Genomic DNA, 23,460 nt, shown 5'->3' with positions numbered 1-23,460 from the left:
CTGAGGCTGTCCTGAGCTGGTAAGCAGCCGCTTATGTAGTGAGCTGCCTACTAGGATTTTGTAGCTTAGGCAGGGAACAAGCCGCTGGTGAGTACGGCGAAATTGCGCGCAATATTCTTAACCGAAGTAGGGTCAAGGGGCTCGTCAAAAGCTTCTGAGGCGGCAGTGGCATTGCCTGGGATAGTGACACCTAAATGGGTTACGTTGTCTTCGGCTGGAAAAACAAGTGCTAATGGGTCAGAACTAGAAGCTGGGTTGCCCGCAGCATAAACCGGTCTGGTCGATGGATTTGTATCCGGAGAAGGGCCACCGTTGTCGAGAAGAGACACCCAGCTTTTTGGCTGTGCGTTCATTGGCGCCGTAGGGTTGGCCACGTTTGTAATACCCCGGCGAATAGTGCGCACGTGCGAAGAGTGCCGCGCCTCAACCGAGTGAATATTCAAAGCCGCGTCGAGCAAGTCTTTGTTTGGCATTAGGGTCGGGGCACCGCCTTTGTAGGCACGAATACCGGTATCCACGAAAGACTGCGACACACCCAAGAAAATGGGGTAGGCCGTGAATACGGTTCTAAATGGCCCGTTGCCTACTGCCGTGTCACCTACTAAAGGCACTGGGTTACGTCCTCCACTATAGTCGAAGGCACCGCGCCCCGGATCGTTAATAGCGAGCGAGCCTAGGGCTGTTCTCAAAACCTTGATGTGACCCGATTCGTCATTGCGGATCTTTTCGAAAGCAGGCCGATCAGCAGTTGGAATTAAGGTACCGGCTTTCAAGCCACTGTCGTAGAAGTAGAATTCCAGATACTCCAAGCTTAAGGCCAAGTTCAATACGGCAACAATGTCGGCTGGAAGCGTAGCGCCTTGTCCGTAAGCGCGCTGAAAAATGCCGCTCACTAAGCCTGGTAATGCTGCTGCTGTTAAAGCTTTGCCAGCCATACCAAAGTGCTTGAATATGCGACGACGCGAGTCGAGGCGGTCGTAAATCTCAGGATCAACCTGCTCGATTTCGGTGATTATTTTAAATAAATCCATGATGGAAAAGACGATTTGTAGTGGAAAAACCAGCTAAAGCCAGGTTATTGAAGACTGTTGGCGCTAATTTTAGAGCCTTCTTTTAGGAACTGATTGGCAATTTCCACCACTTCAGTTGGCCGCTTAGACCTTTCCAGACCAGTGCCATTGCCCACACCAGGAGTTGAGGCGTTACCAGTTGGCGTAAACAAATCCACTACATCGTTATCTACGAAGGTATTGTAGGTGCGCAAGTCACGAATAAGCGCTGCGTGCCGGGCTTCTACCGACACTATTTTACCGGCCACCGCCAAATAGCCTGGGGCGGTGATAAAACGTCCGGCGCCGTTGTAAGCAGCTACCCCTAAGTCTTCAAACGATTGAGCGGCAGCAAGTACGCTGGTTCTGTCGTTGAAGTTAATCGTGCTAAAGTCTGGCTCTAATGCTCTTATGGCACCACCAGCGAGAGCTGTTTTAAAGAAATCTACGTGAATCTGCTCGTGCAAAGCCAGATCATCGAAAATCTGCTTTTCGGCGGCAGAAGCGCCTGAATAATACGTGCCCGTTTTCACTTGGGCGTAGAAAGCAGCTTCCAATTGCTCGAGTGCATAGGCATAGTTTAGTACACCCACGTCGCCCGAACCTACGTCGATGCGGTTGTCGCCTTCGCTGTCGTCGTCGCAACCTGCTAGCAGCAGGCCGCCAACGGCCATTGTAGCACCGGAGTAGCGCAAAAACGAGCGGCGTGAGGTAGAAGTAAGAGCAGTTGGCTTGGCGGCCGGCTCTGGGGGAAGGAGAAGCTTGGTCATAGCAGTTTAGTACATTCTGGAGTGAGACATGCATGCCTGTACGGCGGGTACCGTGCTGCTGCTTTGTTATCGAGCGTAATTACGTGTTTATCGGTATTGATTTACGTGTTTGTTACGATAGTTTAGTATGTAAGTACCTTATATAGACAAATATACATTATATAGAATTTTGCATAAGATTATGCCATTTTCAGGTTGGCGGAAAACCGGAATGATCTTATTTTGTTACGTGTCGCTTTAACCTTTTTTGGTCTGAAAAGAAAAGCCTCAAGCAGGCACTGCTACTTGGCTGGCCGTGGGCGTAGAACGACCAATTGGTACTTCCACCCGCTCAACCTTTACAATCACAAACTTGGAAGTAGGAGTGTTGCTCTTGTAGGCCACGCTACCAATGGGGACCAGCACATTGCCTTCAGGGAAATACATGGCGCAATTGCCCTTCGGAATGTCGTAGGGAATAGCAATGAACTTCTCGGCGTAGCGCTTTTGCCCCTCGAAGTGACTGGTGATATCGACCAAGTCTTTCTCCCTGATGCTCCAATCAGCCATGTCGTCGGGGTTGGGGAAGGTCTTGGTCGAGCCGTTCACCGTTCTGAGAGGGTGTGTACAAAGTCAGTTGTTAGCTCTATTGAGGTCTTCAGCTAGAGGTTTTTCGCGATTTAAGCTTCAATTAATAGTAACTATAAGTAGTAGCATGAAGGATTTGGTTGGCTGCAACGCTCCATTAAGGCGGGCTATTCCCTCTAGCAAGCGAAACCGAATAGTTGCTTTAGGTTATGGCCTAGTCTTCTTACCCGCCGAAAAATTGCAGGGAGCAACGGTGCCACCTTCGCGTAGCACCCAGTTGCCGGGCTGTCCTAGCCACTGCAAACGGCCGTTGGCGTCGTAGCTATTGGCAAAATCCAGGGAGTGCACATCCAGAGTTTCAGTACCCACATGGTTGACACGCAAGTGCTCTACATATTGCAACTCCAGCTTGCCCGTATCGATGCAACTAGGGTGCAGCGCTAAGTTGTGGGCCAGGGAGGGCATAGCTGCCGACGGATAAAGCAAGCCGTCGAAGGCGCCACCCAACTCACAAGCTTCGGCTATGGCAATAGAAAGGCGGTAGTGGTGGTGCTTGTCTTCGGATACGTTCCGCGTAAATGCCTTCGTTAAAAAGGTGGCAGTGGGGCGCACCGTGGAAGGAAGCAAGTTTAGCACGTGGCGAAGGGCCTCGTCCCGGTCGGAGTGCGGGTCGTCGGTACACTGGTTGGCGGCGTGGAAGCTGACGAGCCGCAATGGCTGCCGGCTGATCCAGCGGGTAATTAGAATTTGGTCGTTGGGTTGCACGCCGGCCTCGAAAAAAGGAGGGTGCCAAGTGGCACTGGCATAAAACATAGGCACACCAGCCCGGTTGGCGCGTTGATCGTGCGATACTCGTTCGGGTGGCGGATACGAAACGTCCTTGACTTGCTTTGGTGGCTCCTGGCATGCTACGCCGCGGTACACGAGGGTACCAGCGGGCAGTTCCAAGCAACGCACGGCAGGACCAGCTAGCAACCGCCGCACGCGCTCCACCAATAAATCAATGGAATGCCGCCGGTAGTTTAGGTGCCGTAGCCGTCGGAGCTGACGGTGAATATAAATCTCGCTGGCCGGAGTTGGCGGCTGCACGCTCATGCGTTAGGGGGGAATTGTAATTTAGTGGAAATAGGCAAAGTGTCGTGTAATAACTGCTGGGGCCCCCGATACCCGTTGGCCGGTTGGAGGTGCAATAGCAAACTCAATCCGCTAGCAACGAGTTGCTCTACTACCTCTTTCGGCATACCGCACCATTGTAGCACCATACCCATGGCACGGGCACGGTAGTCGGCGTTGAGAATAGCTCGTTGGCCTTGCCACGTTATGGATTCCAGGCGTTGGCAATCAATCCAGACCACTGCCCGCCCGTTGGTAATAACTTCATCGATAGCAGCTTCTAAGTATTGCGCTGCACCTAAATCAGTGCACTCTCCGCGCAGACTTACGCCCGTTCTACTTTGGGTCCGCTGGATATAAGCCGTGAAATTTGCCGCCATCAGAGCTCTTCTTTTGCAACAGCACCTGCCGAATACGCCGACAAAGCTAGCGAGCACGCAGGCTAGTATACTCGGGGGAAATGCTGATTTCGCTTTGCGGCTTACGCTGATTTTGCCGCTCCGTATCCTGCTGGCAGCCAAGGGCTACCAACCAAGCAGTTACCCTACACTGCGCGCTAGCGGGAAGAGTAGCGTGGGCAGCAGCAAGCATATGGGTAAGCGCATCTGTCCATAACAACCCAACAGTTTCAAATAGAAAAAGGCCACAAGTGCCTGTTCAGAACCGGCGTTTGTGGCCTCTCCTTTTGGGGGTAGTTGAAGGGTTACTCTGCTTTTTGGTTGATGTAATTCTTCGCCAAGTCGTTGAGCTTGGTGTCGGCGAGTTGCTCTTCTTCTAGGCTCTGGCGCAACAGCGAAGCCGCGTCAGCATAGCCGAGGCGTTCGGCGAAGTGAGCGGCGGTACCATAACCCGAAATTTCGTAGTGCTCGATGCGCTGAGAAGAGGCAATCAGCGCGGCATCCATCACTTCTTCGGTGGCATTTTCCGACATGGTTTCTTGGCCTTCCGCAATCAGGCCTTCCATGGCTTTGCAGGTGTGCCCACTCAAGTCCAGTTCCAGGTCTTTGGCAATCTGGTCGAGCCGGGCTACTTGGCTTTCGGTTTCGCGCAGGTGGCGCTCAAAGCCTCTGCGCAACCGGCCGTCCTTCGAGGCTTCGGCCATCAAAGGTAGCGCTTTTACCAATTGATTTTCAGCGCTATACAAATCTTTAAGCTGCATCTCGAACAAGTCGTCGAGCGTTTCCAATTTGTCGAACATAGGAAGTTAGGTAAGGTGAGTGGAACAGGCTGCCAACCGTGTGCAGTGGCTGGCTATTCCTTACGCCCCCTCTAAGCCGACGTTCTTGTGCAGCTTACTGTCGACTACTTGTTCCGCCTAGTAAGCTTCACTTGATGATTTGCCGCAAGATATTGAAAGTCAATGCACATAGGCAAACAAAGGCCTAGGGAAGCCGGCTGCTTTTGCGGAAAATACGGAGGTTAAATTACGTGCTTGCCACAGGTGCTTTCGCTTACAATGCGCGGCAGCACTATCCTCTCGATTCGCAGTCGAAAGCCGAAGCGCTGTTCTGTTAGTTTCTGATTCGATTGCAGCTTCTGCTACTTATTTCAGTTCTGGTCAAGACTTCGGCGAGCCCAGTTCTGGCCAGATAGCAGCCACTATTAACCTGTTGCGGCACTTGGACTAGCCTGGCCGCCGTGGCTACAATCCCCGGTTGTAGATGCTGATGGCTTGCCGAATATTGTTCTGGCTTTTGCCCCCTAATACCAGCGGCACAATAAGAAACGGGAGGCTACCGTACAGCAAAGGCGAAATAGCTGGTCTGTTGCCACTGTTGGAATTAGAATTCAAGGTTGAAACGAGGCCCGCCACCAGCAAACCGCCGGCGGCCACGTAGCTCAAGGTGGTATACGTCTGGTATTGACGAGCTTGAAGCAGCAGATTGGTGGAGGTTTGGTTGTCGGCCGTGGCCAACAGCAGGTTGCGCAGGTTCAGGTCCTCGATGGGGCCGTTGTCTTTGCTGAAATACTCGGTTTTGGTGGTTCGGTACATGGGGCCGCCATACCCGTAGGGGCTGCCAAAGCCGCCGAAACCACCGTAGCGCCCATAGCCATAGGGGCTGCCAAAGCCGTTGCCGGCATACTGCGTACTGGTGATGGAGTACAAACTGAGCCGGCCCACTCTGTCGCGGCGGAGCGTGGTTTCACGAGCCCGGGCCGAACGGCCAGGCAGGGTGGTACGCACGTAAAAGCCGGTTTCGTCTTCGTAGTAGCGCACCTGATCCAAATCGAAACGCTGCTGCCCGTCAAGCAACAAGAAGGAGCGGCCTATGAGCGGCTGCTTGACAACGACGTCGTAGGCTTTGTATACCTGCCCGCTTTTCAAGCCTACTGCGAAGCGGGTGGTGTTGCCAGGCGGCAGTACCGCCCGCTGTTGCTGTTGTTGCTGCCGCACCGAATCGGGCACGACGGGCGGAGCGGCTAGCTGGCGGGGGGCAGTCTGAGGAGTTGCGCGGCGTGTGGTATCGGCAGTAGGTCGGGTGGTGGGCGTGGGCAGCGTGTTCAGTTGGCGCGGACCCTCCTGCGCCTGCGTAGCAACGGGTTGCAACAGTGAAAAGCTGCCCAGCAAAACCAAAACCAAACGGTACATCATGACAAGAAAAGCGAGGTGGAATAAGACGAGATGAAAGTAACGTTTGGTATGCAAAAACTTGCATTCGGTAAGTCGTTTCCCGCCTGCTCTTTATTTCAGGAGCTTTTCCAGCAAGCTCATGCTGTCCACCATATCGTCCGACGTCTCGAAATCCAGCGGTTTCAGGATGTAGCCGCTCACGCCCAAATTCTGCGCATTCAGCCGGTCCACATCCAGCACCGACGTGGTGGTGATAAACACGGGAATACTCGTTAATTCGGGATGCTTGCGGACTTCAGCCAGAAACTCGTGGCCGTTCATTTTGGGCATGTTCAGGTCCAGCAAAATCACTTCGGGCAGCGGCTGAATAGGCTCGACCCCGTTGGTGCCGAGCAGCAAATCCAACGCCTCTAGCCCATTGAAAGCGGTGTGGAGTTGGTGTTGAATATTAAATTTCTCGAAAGACTTCTTGACGGTCATCGTGTCAAAAAAATCATCTTCAACAAGCAATACTGAACGCATATAGTGGCGATTAGGTGGTGAAATGGCAAGTTGCTGAGGCAGAGCAACGGTGAGTTGGGGCAGAGAATTGGGAAGTCTGCTCTTCGCCCTAGTTACTAGAACGTCAAACTCCCAGAACAGCCACCGCGGCGTTTCATTACCTCGCTACTTCGGCCAAGTGAAGACGAACGTGGCGCCCTGCCCAACTGCCGATTCGACGTGGATAGAGCCTTTTTGCTCGTCAATAATCTTTTTAACGATACTTAGACCTATGCCGGTGCTTTCGGCTGTGTGCCGGTCGCGCAGGGTCTGGAAAATCAGGAATATTTTGTCGTGATACTCCGGCGCGATGCCCGGCCCATCATCCTGCACCCGAAATTCGTAGCAGCGGCCAACGTCGCGGCAGCTGATGGTGATGGTGCCGTTTGGTTGGTGGTGGTATTTAACGGCGTTGCCGATCAAATTGGTGAATACCTGCTCTAAACTTAGGCGGTCGGTGAGGAAGGTAGGCAGCGGATCGGGCCGCAACACCTGGAAGCCGGCGGGAACCACCATCTCGGTTATTTCACTCACCAGCTGCTCTACGTTCACTTGCTGTTGGGCCTGGTCGTCGCGGCCCGCGCGGGCGTACGCCAACAGCCCGTTGATGAGGTCTTCCAGCCGATTCAGGCGGCCTTTCATCATGGTCAGGTATTGGTGCATCTGCTCGCTTATTTCACTGGCCAATTCGTCTTCAATCCATTTCAACACCGTCGTGACGCCGCGCAGCGGAGCTTTCAGGTCGTGAGCGGCCACGTAGGCAAACTGGTCGAGTTCTTTGTTGCGGTTTTCCAGGGTCGTAAAGTTCTCTTCCAGCGTCTGCGTCATTCGGTTCAGCGAGGTAGCCAAGTTGCCGAGGCTGTCTTGCTGCTTCTCGTCGCGGACTTTCACCGTATAATCGCCCTGCACCACTCGTTCCGCTAGTTCCTCGATACTATCGATGCGGCGCGCCGTGTCCTCGTTCACCCGCGTTAGCTCGTATTGCAGGTGCTGATTGGCTTTTAGCTCGCGCGAAATCTTTAGAAACAGCCACAGCACAATCAGCACGGCCAGCACCGCCGCCACAATAATGGCGATGGGCGTGGTGTTCTGGTAGAAGTCCTGGTTCTGCATTCGTTCTTGCAGCAGCGTTTCTTCGGAAGCCCGTAAGCGCGTAAGCAAGCCCTTTAGCTGGTTGAGGTTATTTTGGTCGGCTAGCACCAAGTCGCGCGCCGTGAAGGGCGAGGGCGCGAGCTGGGTCCACTGCCGCAAAAACGATTTTTCCTGGCCCACTAGGCGCCGGAGCGTGTCCAAGCGGTTTTGCTGCTCCGGATTGTCACGGGTGAGCTGCTGCAACGAATCCATATCCACCCGAACGGCCTGAAACCCGTCGCGAAAAGCTAGCAGGTAGTTGTTGTCGCCAATCAGCAAAAAGCCCCGCACCGAAATTTGAGCGTCGCGTAGCCGCATGCGCACATCGGAGGTGTATTGTAGTACTTGATTGGTATGCTGCACCTCCCGGGTGTAAAACGAGAGTTGCTCGATGCTCTTATAAGCAGCCAGAGAGGTAAGCAGCAGAACAGACAGGGCAAGACTAAAGCCCAGAATAATTTTAGTATTGAGCTTTAAATGCATCGACTAACAACCATGAAACAAAGGTCAGAGCACTTACGCGCCAGCAAGAATAACAGTTGAGCTGAAAGTCGTTCTGCTTGTGCACCGCCAACGGAAACACACTAAACGAGCGGGCGGCAATGGTGCCGCGAAGAGCCCGTAAAACTTCAAAAAACCGCAAAGCATGACGCGGGCTACCTGAGTAAAAGCAGAGAGCAGTGGAGACGAAGCTTTGGGTGCACTATAAAGTGCCACGCCGCAACATGGCGGCCCCTCGTATCTTCGCCCCATCTGTGCGTCCTCCTTTTCGTTGCTTCCATGCCCGCTCCCGACCTCATTACCAGTCCTCAAAATCCGCGCATCAAGAACTTGCTGCGCTTGCAGCAGAAGTCGTCGGAGCGGCGCGAGCAGGGCTTAACCATTGTTGAAGGCTACCGCGAGCTAACCGTTGCGCATGGTGCGGGCGTCGCCGTCACGGCGTTGTTTGTGTGTCGGGAACTGGCCGGTGAGGCCAAGATGCAGGAATTGCGGGCGTTGCTAAGAGCCGGTGCTACCGAATGGTTCGAGGTATCGAAGGCGGTTTTCGAGAAAGTAGCCTACCGCGAAGGCTCCGACGGGGTGCTGGCTTTGGTGCGGCCCCCGCAATTCACGCTGGCTAGCTTGCCGCTGTCCGCCGCGCCGCTGCTGCTGGTAGTGGAGTCGGTGGAGAAACCTGGCAACCTCGGCGCTATTCTGCGCACCGCCGATGCCGCCCAAGCCACCGCCGTTATCGTCTGCGACCCGCGCACCGACCTCTACAACCCGAATGCTATTCGGGCTAGCATCGGGTGCAGCTTCACGGTGCCTACCGTGGCTACCACGCGCACCGAGCTACTTACTTGGTGCCGGGAACATACTATCCGCACCTACGCCGCGGCCCTCACCGAATTGGCCGTACCCTACACCACCTGCGACTTCCGCGGCCCTACCGCCCTCGTGATGGGCACCGAAGCCGACGGCCTCACGCCCGAGCTCATGCAGGCCTGCGACCAAACCATTATCATCCCCATGCGCGGTGCCATCGACTCGTTGAACGTGAGTACCGCCACGGCCATTCTCACGTTTGAAGCCCTGCGGCAGCGCGAAGCATAGAGCGCAAGAAAAATCAGAATCTTACCATCGCCGACAAACCAGTTCAGCGGTGCGGGCTCGCGCCACTGCGTGGGCTCCGACAGCAGCGGATCTTGATGCGGGTACAAAAGAAGGCTTGATTCAGCGTTAAGGTGCAGGTAGGCGAGAAGATGCACTGATAATTCGCGCGCCGTTGGGGCCCCTCGAACGTTCCGCGCGCCAGTCTCCCAATGGCTGCACCTGCGGATACTCCTGCTCGTCCAATGCGTTTATATACGGCATGCAAGGCGCCTAGCTGCTGAAGCCCCGGCTTTTTGGTACGCCGACACATCCCGCTTTGCTCCCATATCTACGGTCTATTGGTATCAACTTCTCGTTCATTGTGCTCATGACTTCCGTTTCCCAACACCGCATCTTGCATATCCACGGCCGAGTTCAGGGCGTTTTCTACCGCCAAAGCACCCGCACCGAGGCACAACGTCTTGGTCTGACTGGCTACGCTCGCAATAACTCCGACGGTACGGTTACCATCGAGGCCGAAGGCCCTACCGAAGCCTTGGATAGATTGGAAGCCTGGTGTTACAAAGGGCCCGTTGCGGCCCGGGTAGACAAGGTGGAGGTGGAACCCGGAGAAGTGCAGGGCTATCAAACGTTCGAGGTCCGGCACTAGCAGCCCGGCTAGCAAAGTGAAGAATAGATTTCTGACTGGAGCCCTTATCTTACCCTAGTTTCATTTGGTTGCTTATGCTATTTATGCGTCACCTTGCGGCAAGTGTCGCTTTTTCTGCGCTGTTGCTAGCTTGTTCGGCTGGTCCGGAGGAAGTGAAAAGAGCAGCTTCAGGAGGTGCGCCAGTGTCCGCGGAGTTCTCGCGCTACTGGTATGCGGGCCAAGCCGAGCTAAGCCGCTACCAACTCCAGCAAAACCGCTACGACGATATCCATCCCGGCGAAGCAGTGCTGGTGTTTGTCACCGAAGATTTCCTGCCTACGAAACAAGTGAAAATGGAAGGCGGAAAAACCAAGGAAACGGCCACGTCGGTGCTGAAAATGAACCAGATGCGCCGCTTCACCACGGGTATCTACGACTATTCCATCAACACGTCGGTGTTCACCCCCGTAGCCGCCAACCAGTTTCCGCACACCTTCAAAGTCGCTACTTCCGTGCAGGACTGGTGCGGCCAGACGTATACGCAACTCAACTTGCGCCGCCGGAAGTATCATCTTGCAGCGCATTCTTACTTTCAGCAGGAAGCCGACCAAACCGATTCGCTGGAAGCCGTAACGTTGGAAGAGGAACTGTGGACCCGCCTCCGCCTCGATCCTAAAACCTTACCCGTAGGCAAGCTGCGCATCATTCCGGGTACCGTAGCGGCCCGGCTGCGCCACCAGCCGCTACGCGTAGAAACGGCCAACGCCGAGTTGAAGCCCTACCGTGGAATCCTGTTCAAGCCTGCGCAAGCAGGCGCTGCGCTGCAAGCTTACACGCTGGCTTATTCCAGCACCAAACGTACTCTCACCATCGTATTCGAGCAGGATTTCCCTTACCTGATTGCCGGGTGGGAGGATACCTACGATGGCCAAATGCGCTTCGGCAATCAAACCTACGGCAGCGCCAAGCCCCTTACTACTCGTGCTATCCGCACCAGCACCCTCAAATCCGACTATTGGCAGCGCCACACCCGCCCCGACTCGGTGCTGCGTCGGCAGTTAGGAGTTACAGGGTTTAAAGAATAAACGTCACATGCGCCGCAGTTCCTGCACCCAAACCTCCAGCGGATCGGCTGCATACAGCAGCGGCTCTCCCGCAGGTGTCGGCAGGCCGTGCGCTTCCACCAGCGTTGATTTCCATTCGGTTAGGGTTGCCTCTCGTAAAGTCCAGGGTTTATGGAAAAGACGACCTCGCCACAGATTAGGGCCTAGTACATCTTGCAGTAGGTTGGGGCCAGCCGTATACAGAAAATAGCGCTCGGTCAGAAAGTGCGACAATGTGCCTGGCTGTGGCTGTGGCAATAATTTGCCAGGCATCCAGGTGGCAGCAAACGTGGCGGGCGCCGCGCCCCGGTGGGTACGTTCGGCCACGGCCCGAAGAGCACCAGCAGTTTCCATCAAACTAATGCGGGCATGCAGGTAGGGGAGGTGGAACAGGGTTCGCGCCGCCCACACTCCCAAAGGGTTGGTAGCATCCAGGGAAAGAAACCACACGCCGGGTACTCCATCTAAGCGGGCGTAGGTGCGCACGTTCAGTTCGTGTAAGTGGTTCAGGCCCGGCACGGCAGGTAACCCCAATGGCCTGATGCTGCTCATAGTGAAAGGCACCACACCCAGCCACGCCTGCCCCTCAAACAGGTCCAGCTCCAACCGTGCCGGCAGATACGGCCGCAACAGCTCCGGGTCTATAGGCCAATGCGCAAAGAGCAGGTCACTCCAACGCTGCCGCATCAACGAAAGTCGGGGGCGAGTACGTATGGGGGATTCGGCGAGCATATAGTGGGACAAAAGACAAAGACTTGGAAAGCTGAAATCAACTCAGTGCCATTACAACACCACAGCAGGAGAAACCTCCCTACTATTCAGCGTAACAAAAAGGGGCGCAACCACTGGTTGCGCCCCTTTTTAGTAGATATCGTCAGTTTCTACAAATCAGCTGGCCTTGTTATAGACGGTCTTTTCCAGGTTTTCCACGCGCTGCTTCAAATCCCGCACTTCCGTCTCTTGCGAAGCCTGTGCATCAATTGTGCGGTCGTAGCGTTCCGTTTGGCGGTTCATCGCATCGAGCACGGCATTGGTCATGGTATTAAAGGCATGAATGATTTGCTCATGCTGTTGTTGCTGCGTCTGCTGCATTTGCTGCTGTGTCTGCTGCATTTGCTGCTGTGTCTGCTGTACCTTATCAAGTACAACCAGTATGTCAGCTACCACTTCAGGTAAGTCACGCTTATTGCGGTTTTCAGAATCCATAAGGCAAGAGAAGTAAGTAGCAAAAGATACGAATTGTGGCTAGTATCAGTCGGTAGCGCCGCTAAGAAAAAAGGCGCGACTCACGCCGCGCCTCTTACATAAACAAAACTCAACCGCGAAACTCGCTGCTTAGTCTACTTTCTTGGCATAACGCAAACGCTCATTTTCGTCGAGCAGAATCTTACGCATCCGCACCGACTTGGGGGTTACTTCCAGGTACTCATCCTTTTGGATGTATTCCATGGCTTCCTCCAGCGAGAACTGACGCTTCGGAACAATCTTCGCGTTTTCATCCGAACCCGAAGCACGCATGTTGGTGAGCTTCTTGCCTTTCTGGATGTTGATGGTCAAATCATTCGGGCGGGTATGCTCGCCGATAACCTGACCAGCGTATACTTCCTCGCCTGGGTCCACGAAGAACTCACCGCGGTCCTGCATCTTGTCGATGGTGTAGGCCGTACCCGCACCGGTTTCCATCGAAATCAAGGAACCCGCAATACGGCCCGGAATTACGCCTTTGTACGGCTCGTAGCTCTGGAAGCGGTGGTTCATGATGGCCTCACCAGCGGTAGCCGTCAGCACGTTGTTACGCAGGCCGATCAAACCGCGAGCCGGGATGTTGAACTCCAAGTGCTGCAAGTCGCCTTTGGGCTCCATGATGGTCAACTCGCCTTTGCGCATCGTCACCAACTCAATCACCTTACCGGCAGTTTCTTCGGGTACGTCTACCACTAGGTGCTCAACGGGCTCCAAACGGTTACCATTGTCATCTTCTTTGAAGAGAACCTGCGGCTGACCTACCTGCAACTCGAATCCTTCGCGGCGCATGGTTTCAATCAGTACTGACAAGTGCAGAATACCACGGCCATATACTAGGAACGTGTCTTCCTTATCGGTTTCCTTTACGCGCAACGCTAGGTTTTTCTCGGTCTCTTTGAAGAGCCGGTCACGCAGGTGCCGCGACGTTACAAACTTACCTTCCTTACCAAAGAACGGCGAGTTGTTGATGGTGAACAACATGTTCATCGTCGGCTCGTCGATGCTGATGGTAGTTAGGCCTTCGGGGTTTTCGGCATCCGCCAGCGTGTCGCCGATTTCGAAACCTTCGATACCAGTTACGGCGCAGATTTCGCCGGAGCTAACTTCCGAAACCTTGGTACGACCCAAACCTTCGAATATCTGTAGCTCTCTGATTTTCACTTTCTTGATGCTGCCGTCGCGCTTCACCAAGCTCATGTTAGCACCTTCTTTCAAGGTACCCCGGTGCACCCGCCCGATGGCAATACGACCCACAAACGACGAGTAGTCGAGCGAGGTAACCTGCATCTGTGGCGTGCCGTCCAGGGTAGGAGCGGGCGGAATTGAAGCTACTACCGCATCCAACAGCGGGATGATGTTGTCGGTCTTCACTTTCCAGTCGGTGCTCATCCAGCCCTGCTTGCTCGACCCATATAGCGTCACGAAGTCCAACTGGTCTTCCGAGGCGCCGAGGTTGAACATAAGGTCGAACACTTGCTCGTGTACCTCGTCGGGACGGCAGTTCTCCTTGTCGACTTTGTTGACCACCACGATGGGCTTCAAACCCAAGTCGATGGCTTTGCCTAGCACGAAACGCGTCTGGGGCATGGCGCCTTCGAAAGCATCAACGAGCAGCAGTACGCCGTCAGCCATCTTCAGTACGCGCTCCACTTCCCCTCCAAAGTCGGCGTGACCAGGAGTGTCGATGATATTGATTTTTACGTCTTTATAGCGAACCGAAACGTTCTTCGAGACGATGGTGATACCCCGCTCACGCTCTAAGTCGTTGTTGTCGAGGATCAGGTCGTCGAAGTGCTGGTGGTCGTCGAAAAGTTTTGAGGCATGAATGATTTTGTCCACGAGCGTCGTCTTGCCGTGGTCAACGTGCGCAATGATTGCGATATTCCGGATGTTCTGCATACAATGGGTTTTCCGGGTGCAAAGGTAAACAATTCCGACGGCAAAAAACCATCTGATCAAAAAGTTAACTTCCTGACACAGAAACGGAGCCGTCGCCAGCGAACCGAACGTATAGCCGCTCGCGTATGTTCCATCAGAAGCCGGACACTACCGTTCGGTCCGATACAACTTCTTATCTGCTTCAGCACATGCGCTCTTCCCTTCTGTTTCTGCTCGTGTCGGCCCTGACCTTGAACTCGGCCTGTTCGCAGAAAAAAAACGGCGGCTCCGACACCAACGCCTCTGCCTCCAATCAAACTCCCGCCGTTGCCGTGAAGGCAGTAAACGCCAAGTATCCTAGCCCGAAAGTTGTAACTGGCAAGCCCAGCGAGTTTCCGGTGCGTAAAACCGATGCGGAGTGGAAAAAGCAGCTCACGCCGGCGCAATACTTTATCCTGCGTCAGCAAGGCACGGAGCGGCCTTTCGTCAACAAATACGCCGACAACCACGAGAAGGGCAACTACTACTGCGCTGCCGACCACAACCTGCTGTTCTCCTCCGAAACCAAATTCGAGTCGGGTACGGGCTGGCCAAGCTTTTGGGCCCCAGCCACCGAAAACAGCCTGAAAGTTACTGCCGACAATAGCTACGGCATGAGCCGCGACGAGCTAGTGTGCGCCAAATGCGGCGGCCACCTCGGCCACGTTTTCGACGACGGCCCGAAGCCCACTGGTCAGCGCTACTGCATGGATTCCGACGGTATGGTGTTCGAGAAAGCCAAGTAACAACTCGTTGTTGTGCCGAGCTTGTCGAAGCATCTAGCTAGCCTGGTAATCAAATATATTGATGCAACGTCAGCTCAAACGACGCCCCATTCTGCCTAGTGCAACGACCTGTATTTCTGTAGCGGCTCCTTAGCAATCCAAGCCAAGGAGCCGCTTCGTTTGTTATTGAGGCGAAATATATTCTGCACGCAGTTTTCTCACTTGTTTACGTATGCCAACCCAAGTTCAAGATCCTATCCTTCATTTGCAGCAGCAACTAGCACCAATCCGAGCGCAACTAGTGACGCACGATGTATATCATGCTTTGCGTTCTTTGGAAGATTTGCAGGTCTTTATGCAGCACCATGTGTTTGCGGTGTGGGATTTTATGTCGTTGCTGAAAGCGTTGCAGCGCGACCTTACTTGTACCACCGTGCCGTGGGTGCCGCGCGGTAACCCCGCCACGCGCCGGCTCATCAACGAAATCGTACTGGAAGAAGAAACCGATGTTGACCAGCAAGGCCAGCCTGCCAGTCACTTCGAAATGTATCTGCGCTCGATGGAAGAGTGCGGCGCCGATACCGCTCCTATGCACCGAATGTTGGGCGCGTTAGCGGTTGGCGAATCGATGGCGAAAGCGCTGGAAATAGCCGATGCGCCCGCATCAGTGCGGCGGTTCGTGCTGGCCACCTTCGACGTTGTTGATTCCGGCAACACCCACGCCATTGCCGCCGCTTTCACCTTCGGCCGCGAAGACGTGATACCCGACATGTTCCGCCACCTTGTGCACGACTTGCGCGAACGGTTTCCGAGCCAGCTCGACACTTTCACGTATTACCTCGACCGGCACATTCAGCTCGACGAAGAAGTGCACACGCCCTTGGCCCAGCAGATGGTGCGCGAACTGTGCGGTACCGATGCCAAACGGTGGCAGGAGTGCCAGGAAGTAGCCGCTAACTGCATGCAAGCCCGAGTGGAACTTTGGGACGGAATCGGGGCGGCTTTGTCGCAGCCAGTAGCCAAATAGAGTTTCGTTTGCCGCTGTAAGTGTTGAGGTAATATTATTAAGGTCAGTAGCCCATCGAAACCTCAACCCGCCTGCCACTTAGTGCGTTGATAGAAGGGCCGTGCTATTTCTGGCGCGGCCTTATTTCCGCTCATGAAAAAGCTTGACTTGCGCCTGTTTATTGCCGTGCTGCTGATAAGTTCTAGTGTCTTAACTACGGCTTGTTTTACGGCGCAGGAAAGTGCTGCCGAGGTGGAACGACCAACTCTACCCAATCAAATTACGACCGATGCCGAGCGGCAGGCCGCCTACAACAGTGGTGCGGGTTACGGCGGCTCGGTGCCCGACGCCACGCCCGGCCGCGTCCGCTTAGGTGAGCAAGCGAGCGGTATCAACTCGCGCAAACGGCCCGAAAGCCTGAATACCAACGAGTCCAACACGACCCCCAATGAAACTCGGCTACGCCGCCTCAACGGAGGTATTGTTGATACCATGCGGCGCCCGTAAACGCTACGTTTACTGATATCGCCGCGCAGTAGTAGTACCGACACTTGAGCTACTGACGTGTTCGGCATTCAGATATGCTCGTAAACCAGCCGGCGTCTCTGCTGGTTTGTCGCAGCAGTTATTCTGATTTACTGTATGCTAAACGGCCCGCTGCTTCCAGTAAAGGAGCAGCGGGCCGCTTGTATTTGTGCAGTGAAGGTTATTGGCCGTCTACAGCAAGTGGGCTGGCGTTTGCCACTTCAGCAATAGTGGTTGCCTTGGAAGCTGCGGGCGTAGCCGCTGGTTGACTGCGGCGCGGCGCGGCGGAAGCTGGCTTAGCAACTGTTTTGGTGGCTGGCTTGGCGGCAGGCGTAGCTTTCGGTGTGGTAGCAGCAGTCGAAACTTTGGTGCTTGAGGTAGCTGCTTTCTGCTTGGAACTTGGTTTTGTTTGAATTGATGGCTTTGCTGGTTCGGTGGTAATGCTGTCGGAGGCAGCGGAGGTGCCGGTGTCGTGGTGCCGCACGATGGTGTGCAGCGCCTGCTCGAACAAGCGAGTTGTATCAACGTCGAGACGTTGCATGGCATCTTTCACCACCTCTTTCAATTTGTCTTTCGTTTCTTTGCGAATGCGCTTTACCACTTCGTTCATGCGCTGGTCAAGCTCCTTTTGCAGTTGCTTGGCTGCTAGCTTCAACGTTTTCTTCTGACTGGACTTCTTATCCCCGCTGGAATCTGAAATAGTATCAGTGGCAAGAGTGGCGGCCTTCGCGGCTTTGCGCTGTGCTTTCTCTTCCGGAGTTTTCTTGGCGGAAGCTTTCTTGGCCTTTTTCTCAGGCTGTTCTTGTTCAGACTTTTTCATCGGTAGGAAAGTGTGGATGAGGTTTTTCGGCGGCAAACCGCAGGAGCAATCAACAGTTGAGCTGCCCAAATATAGAAGAAATTACGTGCGGCTTTTATTGTAGCGACATTCGTTCTCTGCTAATTCGCTACGTAAGCAGTTCTAGCCGGCCCTGCCAACCTTGTATCCTACATTTCCACCTTTCGGTTCTTCTTTCGTTTACTCTCTTTTTCTCTGATGCAACCTGATCCTCAACGCTATACCGTCACGGCGGCGCTGCCTTATGCCAACGGGCCAGTGCACATCGGCCATTTGGCGGGCGTGTACTTACCAGCCGATATTTACGTCCGCTACCTGCGGGCCGCCGGCCGCGACGTGAAGTTTATTTGCGGCTCCGATGAGCACGGCGTACCTATCACCATCCGCGCTCAGAAAGAAGGCGTTACACCGCAGCAAGTAGTGGATAAGTACCACGTCCTCATCCGTGACTCATTTCAGGATTTCGGCGTTTCGTTCGATATTTATTCCCGCACTTCTTCCCGTACGCACAGCGAAGTGGCCAGTGGTTTTTTCAAGAAGCTGTACGAGGAAAACAAATTCGTTGAGCAGGTTTCGCAGCAGTACTACGACGAGAAGGCCGAGCAATTCTTGGCTGACCGCTACATCGTGGGCACTTGCCCCAACTGCGGCAACGAAAACGCCTACGGTGACCAGTGCGAACGGTGCGGCTCCTCGCTCAGCCCGACCGAGCTAATCAATCCGCATTCCATGCTCTCGGGCAATCAGCCGGTGCTGCGCGAAACCAAACACTGGTACTTGCCCCTCGACCAGTATGAGCCGTGGTTGCGCGAGTGGATTGTGGAAGGCCACAAGCAGGATTGGAAAACCAACGTATACGGCCAGTGCAAATCGTGGATCGACCAGGGCCTGCATCCCCGCGCCGTCACGCGTGACCTGGATTGGGGCGTGCCGGTGCCTGTGGCGGGCGCTGAGGGCAAGGTGCTCTACGTGTGGTTTGATGCGCCCATCGGTTACATTTCCGCCACCAAAGACCTGCTGCCCGATACCTGGGAAACCTATTGGAAGGATGCGGGCACCAAGCTGGTCCACTTCATCGGCAAAGACAATATCGTGTTCCATTGCATCATCTTTCCCGCGATGCTCAAGGCCCACGGCGACTACATCCTGCCCGATAATGTGCCGGCCAACGAGTTCCTGAACCTGGAAGGCGACAAAATCAGCACCTCGCGCAACTGGGCCGTGTGGCTGCACGAATACCTGCAAGACTTTCCCGGCAAAGCCGACGTGTTGCGCTACGTGCTGTGCGCCAACGCCCCCGAAACCAAGGACAACGACTTCACCTGGAAAGATTTCCAGGCCCGCAACAACAACGAGCTGGTGGCCAACCTCGGCAACTTCGTGAACCGGGCCGTGGTGCTTACGCACAAGTTTTTCGGGGGGCAGGTGCCTGCTCGTGGTCCGTTTACCACGCAGGACGAAGAAGTGTTTGCGCAGCTGGCGGAGTTTCCTGCACGCATTGGCGAGCTGATTGACAACTACCGTTTCCGCGACGCGCTGAACGAACTAATGAACTTGACCCGGCTCGGCAACAAGTATCTGGCCGATACCGAACCGTGGAAACTCATCAAAACCGACGAAGCCCGCACCGGCACCGTGTTGCACGTCGCCTTGCAGTTGGCGGCCAGTTTGGTCACGCTGCTCGAACCGTTCTTGCCCACCGCTGCCGCCAGACTTGGCGAGATGCTAAACGTGAAGAAAGATACCTGGCAGCAAGCCGGCCGCCCCGATACGCTAGCCGCTGGTCATCAGATCAAGGAAGCGGCCCTGCTCTTCGACAAGATTGAAGATGCTACGGTAGAGGCGCAGGTGCAAAAGCTGCTCGACACCAAAAAGGCCAACGAGCTAGCCAATGCCGTAGCGGCTCCAGCCAAAGAAGACATGAGCTTCGAGGAGTTTCAGCGTATGGATTTGCGGGTAGGCACCATTGTAGCAGCCGAAAAAGTGGCGAAAACCAAAAAGCTCCTCAAACTCAGCGTTGATTTGGGGCTTGCCGAACCCCGCACGATTGTGAGCGGCATTGCCGAGCACTTCATTCCCGAGGCCCTTGTTGGCCAGCAAGTGCAGGTATTACTCAACTTAGCGCCCCGCGAAATTAAAGGCATCCAAAGCCAGGGCATGTTGCTGATGGCTGAAAATGCGGATGGCTCGTTGGCACTAATGCAGCCCGGTCACGCCGTAGTGCCGGGCAGTAGCATTGCATAAAGCTTGCAGTGAAGCAAAAGAGCCGCTCCCAATCAGGAGCGGCTCTTTTGCTTGATAGTAGTGTTGCAACCAAACTGCTTTAGAGTCTATATACCGGTGCAATTGGCGCAGTCGTCGGACTTGGTGATGCGCTGTAAGCGAGTCTTCGCATAATGGGCTGGCGCCAATCCCATGTTGTAGCCTAGAATATCGGTTTGCACGAAGTAGGTTTCACCAGCTTTCGCGGCAAACCGTAGAATACTATCAGTTTTCAGGGGCCACACAAAGAAGCCACTGATGTGCGAACGGAGCGTAACCATGCCCGCCGGAACGGTAGTAATCATGTAGCGCCCCTTGCCCAACCGGCACAGTTCCCGCGTATCGTTGAAGAAATCGTAATTGACGTTCCAACTGAAAAGCTTGTTTGGGCGATACACTACTATGGTCGCCGTAGCCACCGACTGTGCCGCCGCCGAAACTGTTGAAAGCAGCATTACGCCCAAGACAACCACAAAGCAATGCACTAGCTTAGTTTTCATAGCTGAGGAACGAGTTGATTGCCTCCACTAATATACGCATTTACCTATTTCGTATTCACTACGTTCATGGCGCGGTCTAGCCCGAGCGTACCAAAGGCCAGAAGAGCATCGGCCGCCTTCTCGATGTGGGTAGCTAAATCAATTCGTTCGTCGGGCGTGAACGGGTTAAGCACATAGTCCACCTGGCGGCCTTTGGGGAAGTTGGCATCCACGCCGAAGCGCAAACGGGCGTATTCGTCGCTGCCAATGGTTTCCTGGATGCTTTTCAAGCCGTTGTGGCCGCCCGCCGAGCCTTTGCCTTTTAGTCGCAGTTTGCCGTAGGGGAGGGCCAAATCATCCGTCACCACCAGCATGCTTTCTTTTTCGAGCTTGAGGCTGGTCAGGTAATGCGCAGCGGCCTTACCGCTCAGGTTCATGTAGGTGGTTGGCTTCACGAGCACAAACGTTTTACCCTTGAACTTGATTTCCGTGGTGAAGGCGTGTCTTCCCAGCTCGAAGCGCGCCTCGTGTTTCGCCGCCAGATAATCAGCCACCATGAACCCGATGTTGTGGCGAGTGTCAGCATATTCCGGCCCGATGTTGCCGAGGGCGAGAACCAAGTATTTCATAGAAGCACGAATTGAAACATAGGTTGGAGTGTACTACTCTCGTGGCCGTCATCCAACCCTTCGACTGCAAAGATGCAGCTTAGCGGGCATTGGCAGGTTGGCCGTAAACTCAAAAGAGAGGTTATGAAAAAAGCCGCCCTGCTGACAGGACGGCTTTTCGTAATTGGCGGGCGAGTTGGATTCCACGAAATCCGTGCAATCCACCTCGCCCGCCTCAATTCGTGATTTACTTTTCGCCTTGCAACTGGCCTTTCAGGGCGCGTGGGATGGCCACGGTAGCAATAGGAGCCTGGGCATTGCTGAGGATAGTGAAGCCTTTCTCTTCCACTTTGCTCACTTTGATAGACTTGCCGAGGCCGAGGTCGGAGATGTCAACTTCTACGAAGTCGGGCAGGTTCTCAGGCGTAGCTTTCACTTTCAGCTTACGCAGCTTGCTTACCAGCTTGCCACCGGCCAGTACGCCCGGCGAAACGCCTACGTACTTCACGGGGATGTCCATTTTCACTTCTTTGCCGTCAGCCAACTCCAGGAAGTCAACGTGCTGTAGCATTTCGTTTACGGGGTGGAACTGGGCGTCCTGCACAATCGCGCGGTAGTGCGTACCCTCCACGTTCAGGTCCACGATGTGAACTTCGGGGGTGTACAGCAATTCGCGGAAGAGGATAGCGGGGGCCGTGAAATGGACCTGCTCAGCGCCACCGTACAATACGCACGGCACGTACGACTCAAGGCGAACTGCCTTGGAATCCTTCTTACCGAGATTCGCTCTTTTAAACCCTACAATCTCGAGGCTTTTCATAAAGATGTGTTTTTAAAGAAAATAACCACCTGCCCAAGTGGCAAACGGGCCGCAAAGATAGGCAATCAATAGTATAGTTACTATGCCCAGTCAATTATTAAGCGTCTAACTAGCGCTGCACAACTAGAGAATTGTCCGGAGAAGCGCGTTCTTTGGCTAACAACGCCTTTTGGTGGCGTGCCGGTCTGCATTCTCATTCTCTAACTTACCACTTATGAAAACAACTGCTTTCCTGGCTTGGCTTCTGCTTTGTTGCGCGCCCTTGTTCGCCCAAACTGCCAATCAGCCCAACTATGCGCAGGAGCATTACACTAAACAAGAGGTGTACGTGACCATGCGCGACGGTATCAAGCTGTTCACGGCCATCTACACGCCCAAGGATGCGGCGGCGGGTAAGAAGTACCCCATCATGATGCAGCGCACATGCTACAGCGTTGCGCCCTATGGGGCCAACAAGTTTCCGGCGCGCTTGGGCCCTTCCGAAACCATGATGAAGCAAGGCTACATCTTCGTGTATCAGGATGTGCGTGGCCGGTGGAAGAGTGAGGGCACCTGGACGAACATGACGCCGGTTATAGACAAGAAGAAAAGCAAAAAAGACGTGGACGAAGGCTCCGACACCTTCGATACCATCGATTGGCTAACGAAAAAGGTGGCCAACAACAACGGTCGGGTCGGGCAGTGGGGTATTTCCTATCCGGGCTTCTATACCGCCGCGGGTATTCTTTCCGAGCATCCGGCCCTGAAAGCTTCTTCCCCGCAGGCACCAGTGTCTGACTTCTTCTTCGACGATTTCCACCACAATGGCGCCTTTCTGGAGTCGTACATCTTCACGTATCCGGTGTTTGGGGTGCAAAAGCAGGATACCACCAGCAAAGCTTGGTACAGCGCCCAAAATATCAAAGCCAACACCAAGGACGGCTACCAGTTTCTGCTGGATTTAGGCCCGCTTAAGAATGCCGATAAGTATTACGCCAACAACTTCTTCTGGCAGGAAACCGTCAACCACCCCAACTACGACGAGTTCTGGCAAAAACGCGCCCTGCCCGAACACTACACGTCCGGCATCAAGCCTGCTGTGATGACGGTAGGAGGCTGGTTTGATGCCGAGGACTTGCGCGGCCCACTGGCAATCTACAAAACCATCGAGAAGAAGAGTCCATCAACCTACAACACGCTGGTGATGGGTCCTTTTGGGCACGGGCGCTGGTCGCGCGAGACGGGCCACACCCTGCACAGCAACGTGTACTTCGGCGATAGTATCGCCACCTTCTACCAGCGCAATATCGAGGCTAAGTTTTTCGCGCATTTCTTGAAAGGCAGCGGCGACAAGAACTCGGGCCTACCCGAAGCCTATATGTTTGATACTGGCAAAAAGCAATGGGAGACGTTCCCGAAGTGGCCCGCCGCCGAAGCCACGCACCTGAAGATGTATTTAAGCGCCGACGGCAAACTCGAAAAGCAACCTGCCGCTACTCCGGGCACCACGAGCTTCGTAAGCGACCCGCTCAAGCCGGTGCCCTACACCGAAGACCTGACAACTACGACTGGCTTCACGCCTTTCAACTACATGAGTGAGGACCAGCGCTTCGCCGGCCGCCGCCCCGATGTGCTCGTCTACCAAACCGACGTGCTAACCGACGACGTGACGCTCGGCGGCGAAATCATGGCCAACCTCAAAGTAGCTACTTCCGGCACCGACGCCGACTGGGTGGTGAAACTCATCGACGTGTACCCGCCCGACGAGCCCAACCACGAGTACATGCCCAACAAGAACATCACCCTCAGCAACTACTGGCAGATGGTGCGCTCCGAAGTGATGCCGGCCCGTTTCCGCAACAGCTTCGAGAAGCCCGAGGCCATGGTAGCCAACCAGAAAACGGCCGTGAACTTCAACCTCCAGGATGTGCTGCACACCTTCAAAAAGGGCCACCGCATCATGGTGCAGGTGCAAAGCACCTGGTTTCCG

24 protein-coding genes are annotated in these 23,460 nt (G+C 54.6%); 8 read left to right on the top strand and 16 right to left on the bottom strand.

Annotation, left to right across the window (positions count from 1 at the left end; genetic code table 11):
• Nucleotides 1–65: 65 nt before the first annotated feature.
• The 9 genes from ACFE7X_RS19580 to ACFE7X_RS19540 all read right to left on the bottom strand — a co-directional run bounded on the left by ACFE7X_RS19580 (nt 66) and on the right by ACFE7X_RS19540 (nt 8,225).
• Complete coding sequence (locus ACFE7X_RS19580; RefSeq protein WP_375437380.1) at nt 66–1,031, bottom strand: ferritin-like domain-containing protein; 966 nt, start codon at nt 1,029–1,031, stop codon at nt 66–68.
• Between the two features lie 44 nt (nt 1,032–1,075).
• Complete coding sequence (locus ACFE7X_RS19575; RefSeq protein ID WP_375437379.1) at nt 1,076–1,819, bottom strand: ferritin-like domain-containing protein; 744 nt, start codon at nt 1,817–1,819, stop codon at nt 1,076–1,078.
• Between the two features lie 267 nt (nt 1,820–2,086).
• On the bottom strand, nt 2,087–2,407 hold the full coding sequence (locus ACFE7X_RS19570; RefSeq protein ID WP_375437378.1) for a hypothetical protein: 321 nt from the start codon (nt 2,405–2,407) through the stop codon (nt 2,087–2,089).
• Nucleotides 2,408–2,593: 186 nt separating this feature from the next.
• Nucleotides 2,594–3,481, bottom strand: coding sequence for an RES domain-containing protein (locus tag ACFE7X_RS19565; RefSeq protein ID WP_375437377.1), 888 nt, complete (start codon nt 3,479–3,481; stop codon nt 2,594–2,596).
• Nucleotides 3,478–3,879: an STAS domain-containing protein gene (locus ACFE7X_RS19560; RefSeq protein ID WP_375437376.1), complete on the bottom strand. Its 402-nt coding sequence runs from the start codon at nt 3,877–3,879 to the stop codon at nt 3,478–3,480. The genes ACFE7X_RS19565 and ACFE7X_RS19560 overlap by 4 nt, the downstream gene beginning before the upstream one ends.
• Before the next feature lie 323 nt (nt 3,880–4,202).
• On the bottom strand, nt 4,203–4,697 hold the full coding sequence (locus tag ACFE7X_RS19555) for a ferritin-like domain-containing protein (protein WP_375437375.1): 495 nt from the start codon (nt 4,695–4,697) through the stop codon (nt 4,203–4,205).
• A gap of 444 nt (nt 4,698–5,141) precedes the next feature.
• A complete protein-coding gene (locus ACFE7X_RS19550) occupies nt 5,142–6,092 on the bottom strand; it encodes a hypothetical protein (protein ID WP_375437374.1) in 951 nt (316 codons plus the stop codon).
• Nucleotides 6,093–6,182: 90 nt separating this feature from the next.
• A complete protein-coding gene (locus tag ACFE7X_RS19545) occupies nt 6,183–6,593 on the bottom strand; it encodes a response regulator (RefSeq protein WP_375437373.1) in 411 nt (136 codons plus the stop codon).
• Nucleotides 6,594–6,737: 144 nt separating this feature from the next.
• Nucleotides 6,738–8,225 (bottom strand): ATP-binding protein, encoded by a 1,488-nt coding sequence (locus ACFE7X_RS19540; RefSeq protein ID WP_375437372.1) that lies wholly within the window; start codon nt 8,223–8,225, stop codon nt 6,738–6,740.
• Between the two features lie 297 nt (nt 8,226–8,522).
• On the opposite strand from ACFE7X_RS19540, the gene ACFE7X_RS19535 reads away from it, so the two are divergent.
• From ACFE7X_RS19535 to ACFE7X_RS19525, 3 genes are all read left to right on the top strand, one after another.
• Nucleotides 8,523–9,335 (top strand): TrmH family RNA methyltransferase, encoded by an 813-nt coding sequence (locus ACFE7X_RS19535; RefSeq protein WP_375437371.1) that lies wholly within the window; start codon nt 8,523–8,525, stop codon nt 9,333–9,335.
• A 367-nt stretch (nt 9,336–9,702) separates the two neighbouring features.
• Nucleotides 9,703–9,984, top strand: a complete 282-nt coding sequence (locus ACFE7X_RS19530; RefSeq protein WP_375437370.1) for an acylphosphatase — start codon at nt 9,703–9,705, stop codon at nt 9,982–9,984.
• An 83-nt stretch (nt 9,985–10,067) separates the two neighbouring features.
• Nucleotides 10,068–11,048 carry a hypothetical protein gene (locus tag ACFE7X_RS19525; protein WP_375437369.1) on the top strand — a complete coding sequence of 327 codons (981 nt, stop codon included), beginning with the start codon at nt 10,068–10,070 and terminating at the stop codon, nt 11,046–11,048.
• 3 nt (nt 11,049–11,051) lie between these two features.
• Here the strand turns inward: ACFE7X_RS19525 and ACFE7X_RS19520 are convergent, their stop codons facing one another.
• The 3 genes from ACFE7X_RS19520 to typA all read right to left on the bottom strand — a co-directional run bounded on the left by ACFE7X_RS19520 (nt 11,052) and on the right by typA (nt 14,210).
• A complete protein-coding gene (locus tag ACFE7X_RS19520; protein ID WP_375437368.1) occupies nt 11,052–11,798 on the bottom strand; it encodes a YqjF family protein in 747 nt (248 codons plus the stop codon).
• Between the two features lie 156 nt (nt 11,799–11,954).
• A complete protein-coding gene (locus ACFE7X_RS19515; RefSeq protein ID WP_375437367.1) occupies nt 11,955–12,272 on the bottom strand; it encodes a hypothetical protein in 318 nt (105 codons plus the stop codon).
• Between the two features lie 129 nt (nt 12,273–12,401).
• Complete coding sequence (gene typA, locus ACFE7X_RS19510; RefSeq protein WP_375437366.1) at nt 12,402–14,210, bottom strand: translational GTPase TypA; 1,809 nt, start codon at nt 14,208–14,210, stop codon at nt 12,402–12,404.
• A 188-nt stretch (nt 14,211–14,398) separates the two neighbouring features.
• Here typA and msrB point away from each other — a divergent pair, with 188 nt between their 5' ends.
• The 3 genes from msrB to ACFE7X_RS19495 all read left to right on the top strand — a co-directional run bounded on the left by msrB (nt 14,399) and on the right by ACFE7X_RS19495 (nt 16,466).
• The gene (msrB, locus tag ACFE7X_RS19505; protein ID WP_375437365.1) at nt 14,399–14,974 is read left to right on the top strand and encodes a peptide-methionine (R)-S-oxide reductase MsrB; all 576 of its coding nucleotides are present in this window, start codon (nt 14,399–14,401) and stop codon (nt 14,972–14,974) included.
• 211 nt (nt 14,975–15,185) lie between these two features.
• A complete protein-coding gene (locus tag ACFE7X_RS19500) occupies nt 15,186–15,980 on the top strand; it encodes a DUF3050 domain-containing protein (protein ID WP_375437364.1) in 795 nt (264 codons plus the stop codon).
• 132 nt (nt 15,981–16,112) lie between these two features.
• Complete coding sequence (locus ACFE7X_RS19495) at nt 16,113–16,466, top strand: hypothetical protein (RefSeq protein ID WP_375437363.1); 354 nt, start codon at nt 16,113–16,115, stop codon at nt 16,464–16,466.
• Between the two features lie 199 nt (nt 16,467–16,665).
• Here the strand turns inward: ACFE7X_RS19495 and ACFE7X_RS19490 are convergent, their stop codons facing one another.
• Nucleotides 16,666–17,304 (bottom strand): hypothetical protein, encoded by a 639-nt coding sequence (locus tag ACFE7X_RS19490; protein ID WP_375437362.1) that lies wholly within the window; start codon nt 17,302–17,304, stop codon nt 16,666–16,668.
• A gap of 216 nt (nt 17,305–17,520) precedes the next feature.
• Between ACFE7X_RS19490 and metG the strand changes: the two genes are divergently transcribed.
• Entirely contained in the window at nt 17,521–19,566 is a 2,046-nt protein-coding gene (metG, locus tag ACFE7X_RS19485; protein WP_375437361.1) for a methionine--tRNA ligase, read from the top strand.
• Between the two features lie 86 nt (nt 19,567–19,652).
• Here metG and ACFE7X_RS19480 read toward each other — a convergent pair whose 3' ends face one another.
• From ACFE7X_RS19480 to ACFE7X_RS19470, 3 genes are all read right to left on the bottom strand, one after another.
• Nucleotides 19,653–20,084, bottom strand: coding sequence for a hypothetical protein (locus tag ACFE7X_RS19480; protein WP_375437360.1), 432 nt, complete (start codon nt 20,082–20,084; stop codon nt 19,653–19,655).
• 44 nt (nt 20,085–20,128) lie between these two features.
• Nucleotides 20,129–20,692 (bottom strand): aminoacyl-tRNA hydrolase, encoded by a 564-nt coding sequence (gene pth / locus ACFE7X_RS19475; RefSeq protein ID WP_375437359.1) that lies wholly within the window; start codon nt 20,690–20,692, stop codon nt 20,129–20,131.
• A gap of 226 nt (nt 20,693–20,918) precedes the next feature.
• Nucleotides 20,919–21,491, bottom strand: coding sequence for a 50S ribosomal protein L25/general stress protein Ctc (locus tag ACFE7X_RS19470; protein ID WP_375437358.1), 573 nt, complete (start codon nt 21,489–21,491; stop codon nt 20,919–20,921).
• 214 nt (nt 21,492–21,705) lie between these two features.
• Between ACFE7X_RS19470 and ACFE7X_RS19465 the strand changes: the two genes are divergently transcribed.
• Nucleotides 21,706–23,460, top strand: a 1,755-nt coding sequence (locus ACFE7X_RS19465; protein ID WP_375437357.1) for a CocE/NonD family hydrolase, incomplete at its 3' end; no start/stop codon positions are given.

Source organism: uncultured Hymenobacter sp. (genome assembly GCF_964242765.1).
Classification (GTDB): Bacteria; Bacteroidota; Bacteroidia; order Cytophagales; family Hymenobacteraceae; genus Hymenobacter.
Note: the sequence above shows the minus strand (reverse complement) of the source record. Positions and strands in the feature narration are given on the sequence as shown.

What these genes read in the sequence shown, in the direction of transcription:
- ACFE7X_RS19565 (WP_375437377.1), bottom strand. Translation starts at nt 3,481, where the DNA reads ATGAGCGTGCAGCCGCCAACTCCGGCCAGCGAGATTTATATTCACCGT.
- typA (WP_375437366.1), bottom strand. Translation starts at nt 14,210, where the DNA reads ATGCAGAACATCCGGAATATCGCAATCATTGCGCACGTTGACCACGGC.
- ACFE7X_RS19555 (WP_375437375.1), bottom strand. Translation starts at nt 4,697, where the DNA reads ATGTTCGACAAATTGGAAACGCTCGACGACTTGTTCGAGATGCAGCTT.
- ACFE7X_RS19500 (WP_375437364.1), top strand. Translation starts at nt 15,186, where the DNA reads ATGCCAACCCAAGTTCAAGATCCTATCCTTCATTTGCAGCAGCAACTA.
- ACFE7X_RS19515 (WP_375437367.1), bottom strand. Translation starts at nt 12,272, where the DNA reads ATGGATTCTGAAAACCGCAATAAGCGTGACTTACCTGAAGTGGTAGCT.
- ACFE7X_RS19535 (WP_375437371.1), top strand. Translation starts at nt 8,523, where the DNA reads ATGCCCGCTCCCGACCTCATTACCAGTCCTCAAAATCCGCGCATCAAG.
- ACFE7X_RS19520 (WP_375437368.1), bottom strand. Translation starts at nt 11,798, where the DNA reads ATGCTCGCCGAATCCCCCATACGTACTCGCCCCCGACTTTCGTTGATG.
- msrB (WP_375437365.1), top strand. Translation starts at nt 14,399, where the DNA reads ATGCGCTCTTCCCTTCTGTTTCTGCTCGTGTCGGCCCTGACCTTGAAC.
- ACFE7X_RS19480 (WP_375437360.1), bottom strand. Translation starts at nt 20,084, where the DNA reads ATGAAAACTAAGCTAGTGCATTGCTTTGTGGTTGTCTTGGGCGTAATG.
- ACFE7X_RS19560 (WP_375437376.1), bottom strand. Translation starts at nt 3,879, where the DNA reads ATGGCGGCAAATTTCACGGCTTATATCCAGCGGACCCAAAGTAGAACG.
- ACFE7X_RS19495 (WP_375437363.1), top strand. Translation starts at nt 16,113, where the DNA reads ATGAAAAAGCTTGACTTGCGCCTGTTTATTGCCGTGCTGCTGATAAGT.
- ACFE7X_RS19550 (WP_375437374.1), bottom strand. Translation starts at nt 6,092, where the DNA reads ATGATGTACCGTTTGGTTTTGGTTTTGCTGGGCAGCTTTTCACTGTTG.
- metG (WP_375437361.1), top strand. Translation starts at nt 17,521, where the DNA reads ATGCAACCTGATCCTCAACGCTATACCGTCACGGCGGCGCTGCCTTAT.
- ACFE7X_RS19525 (WP_375437369.1), top strand. Translation starts at nt 10,068, where the DNA reads ATGCGTCACCTTGCGGCAAGTGTCGCTTTTTCTGCGCTGTTGCTAGCT.
- ACFE7X_RS19540 (WP_375437372.1), bottom strand. Translation starts at nt 8,225, where the DNA reads ATGCATTTAAAGCTCAATACTAAAATTATTCTGGGCTTTAGTCTTGCC.
- ACFE7X_RS19530 (WP_375437370.1), top strand. Translation starts at nt 9,703, where the DNA reads ATGACTTCCGTTTCCCAACACCGCATCTTGCATATCCACGGCCGAGTT.
- ACFE7X_RS19490 (WP_375437362.1), bottom strand. Translation starts at nt 17,304, where the DNA reads ATGAAAAAGTCTGAACAAGAACAGCCTGAGAAAAAGGCCAAGAAAGCT.
- ACFE7X_RS19470 (WP_375437358.1), bottom strand. Translation starts at nt 21,491, where the DNA reads ATGAAAAGCCTCGAGATTGTAGGGTTTAAAAGAGCGAATCTCGGTAAG.
- ACFE7X_RS19580 (WP_375437380.1), bottom strand. Translation starts at nt 1,031, where the DNA reads ATGGATTTATTTAAAATAATCACCGAAATCGAGCAGGTTGATCCTGAG.
- pth (WP_375437359.1), bottom strand. Translation starts at nt 20,692, where the DNA reads ATGAAATACTTGGTTCTCGCCCTCGGCAACATCGGGCCGGAATATGCT.
- ACFE7X_RS19575 (WP_375437379.1), bottom strand. Translation starts at nt 1,819, where the DNA reads ATGACCAAGCTTCTCCTTCCCCCAGAGCCGGCCGCCAAGCCAACTGCT.
- ACFE7X_RS19545 (WP_375437373.1), bottom strand. Translation starts at nt 6,593, where the DNA reads ATGCGTTCAGTATTGCTTGTTGAAGATGATTTTTTTGACACGATGACC.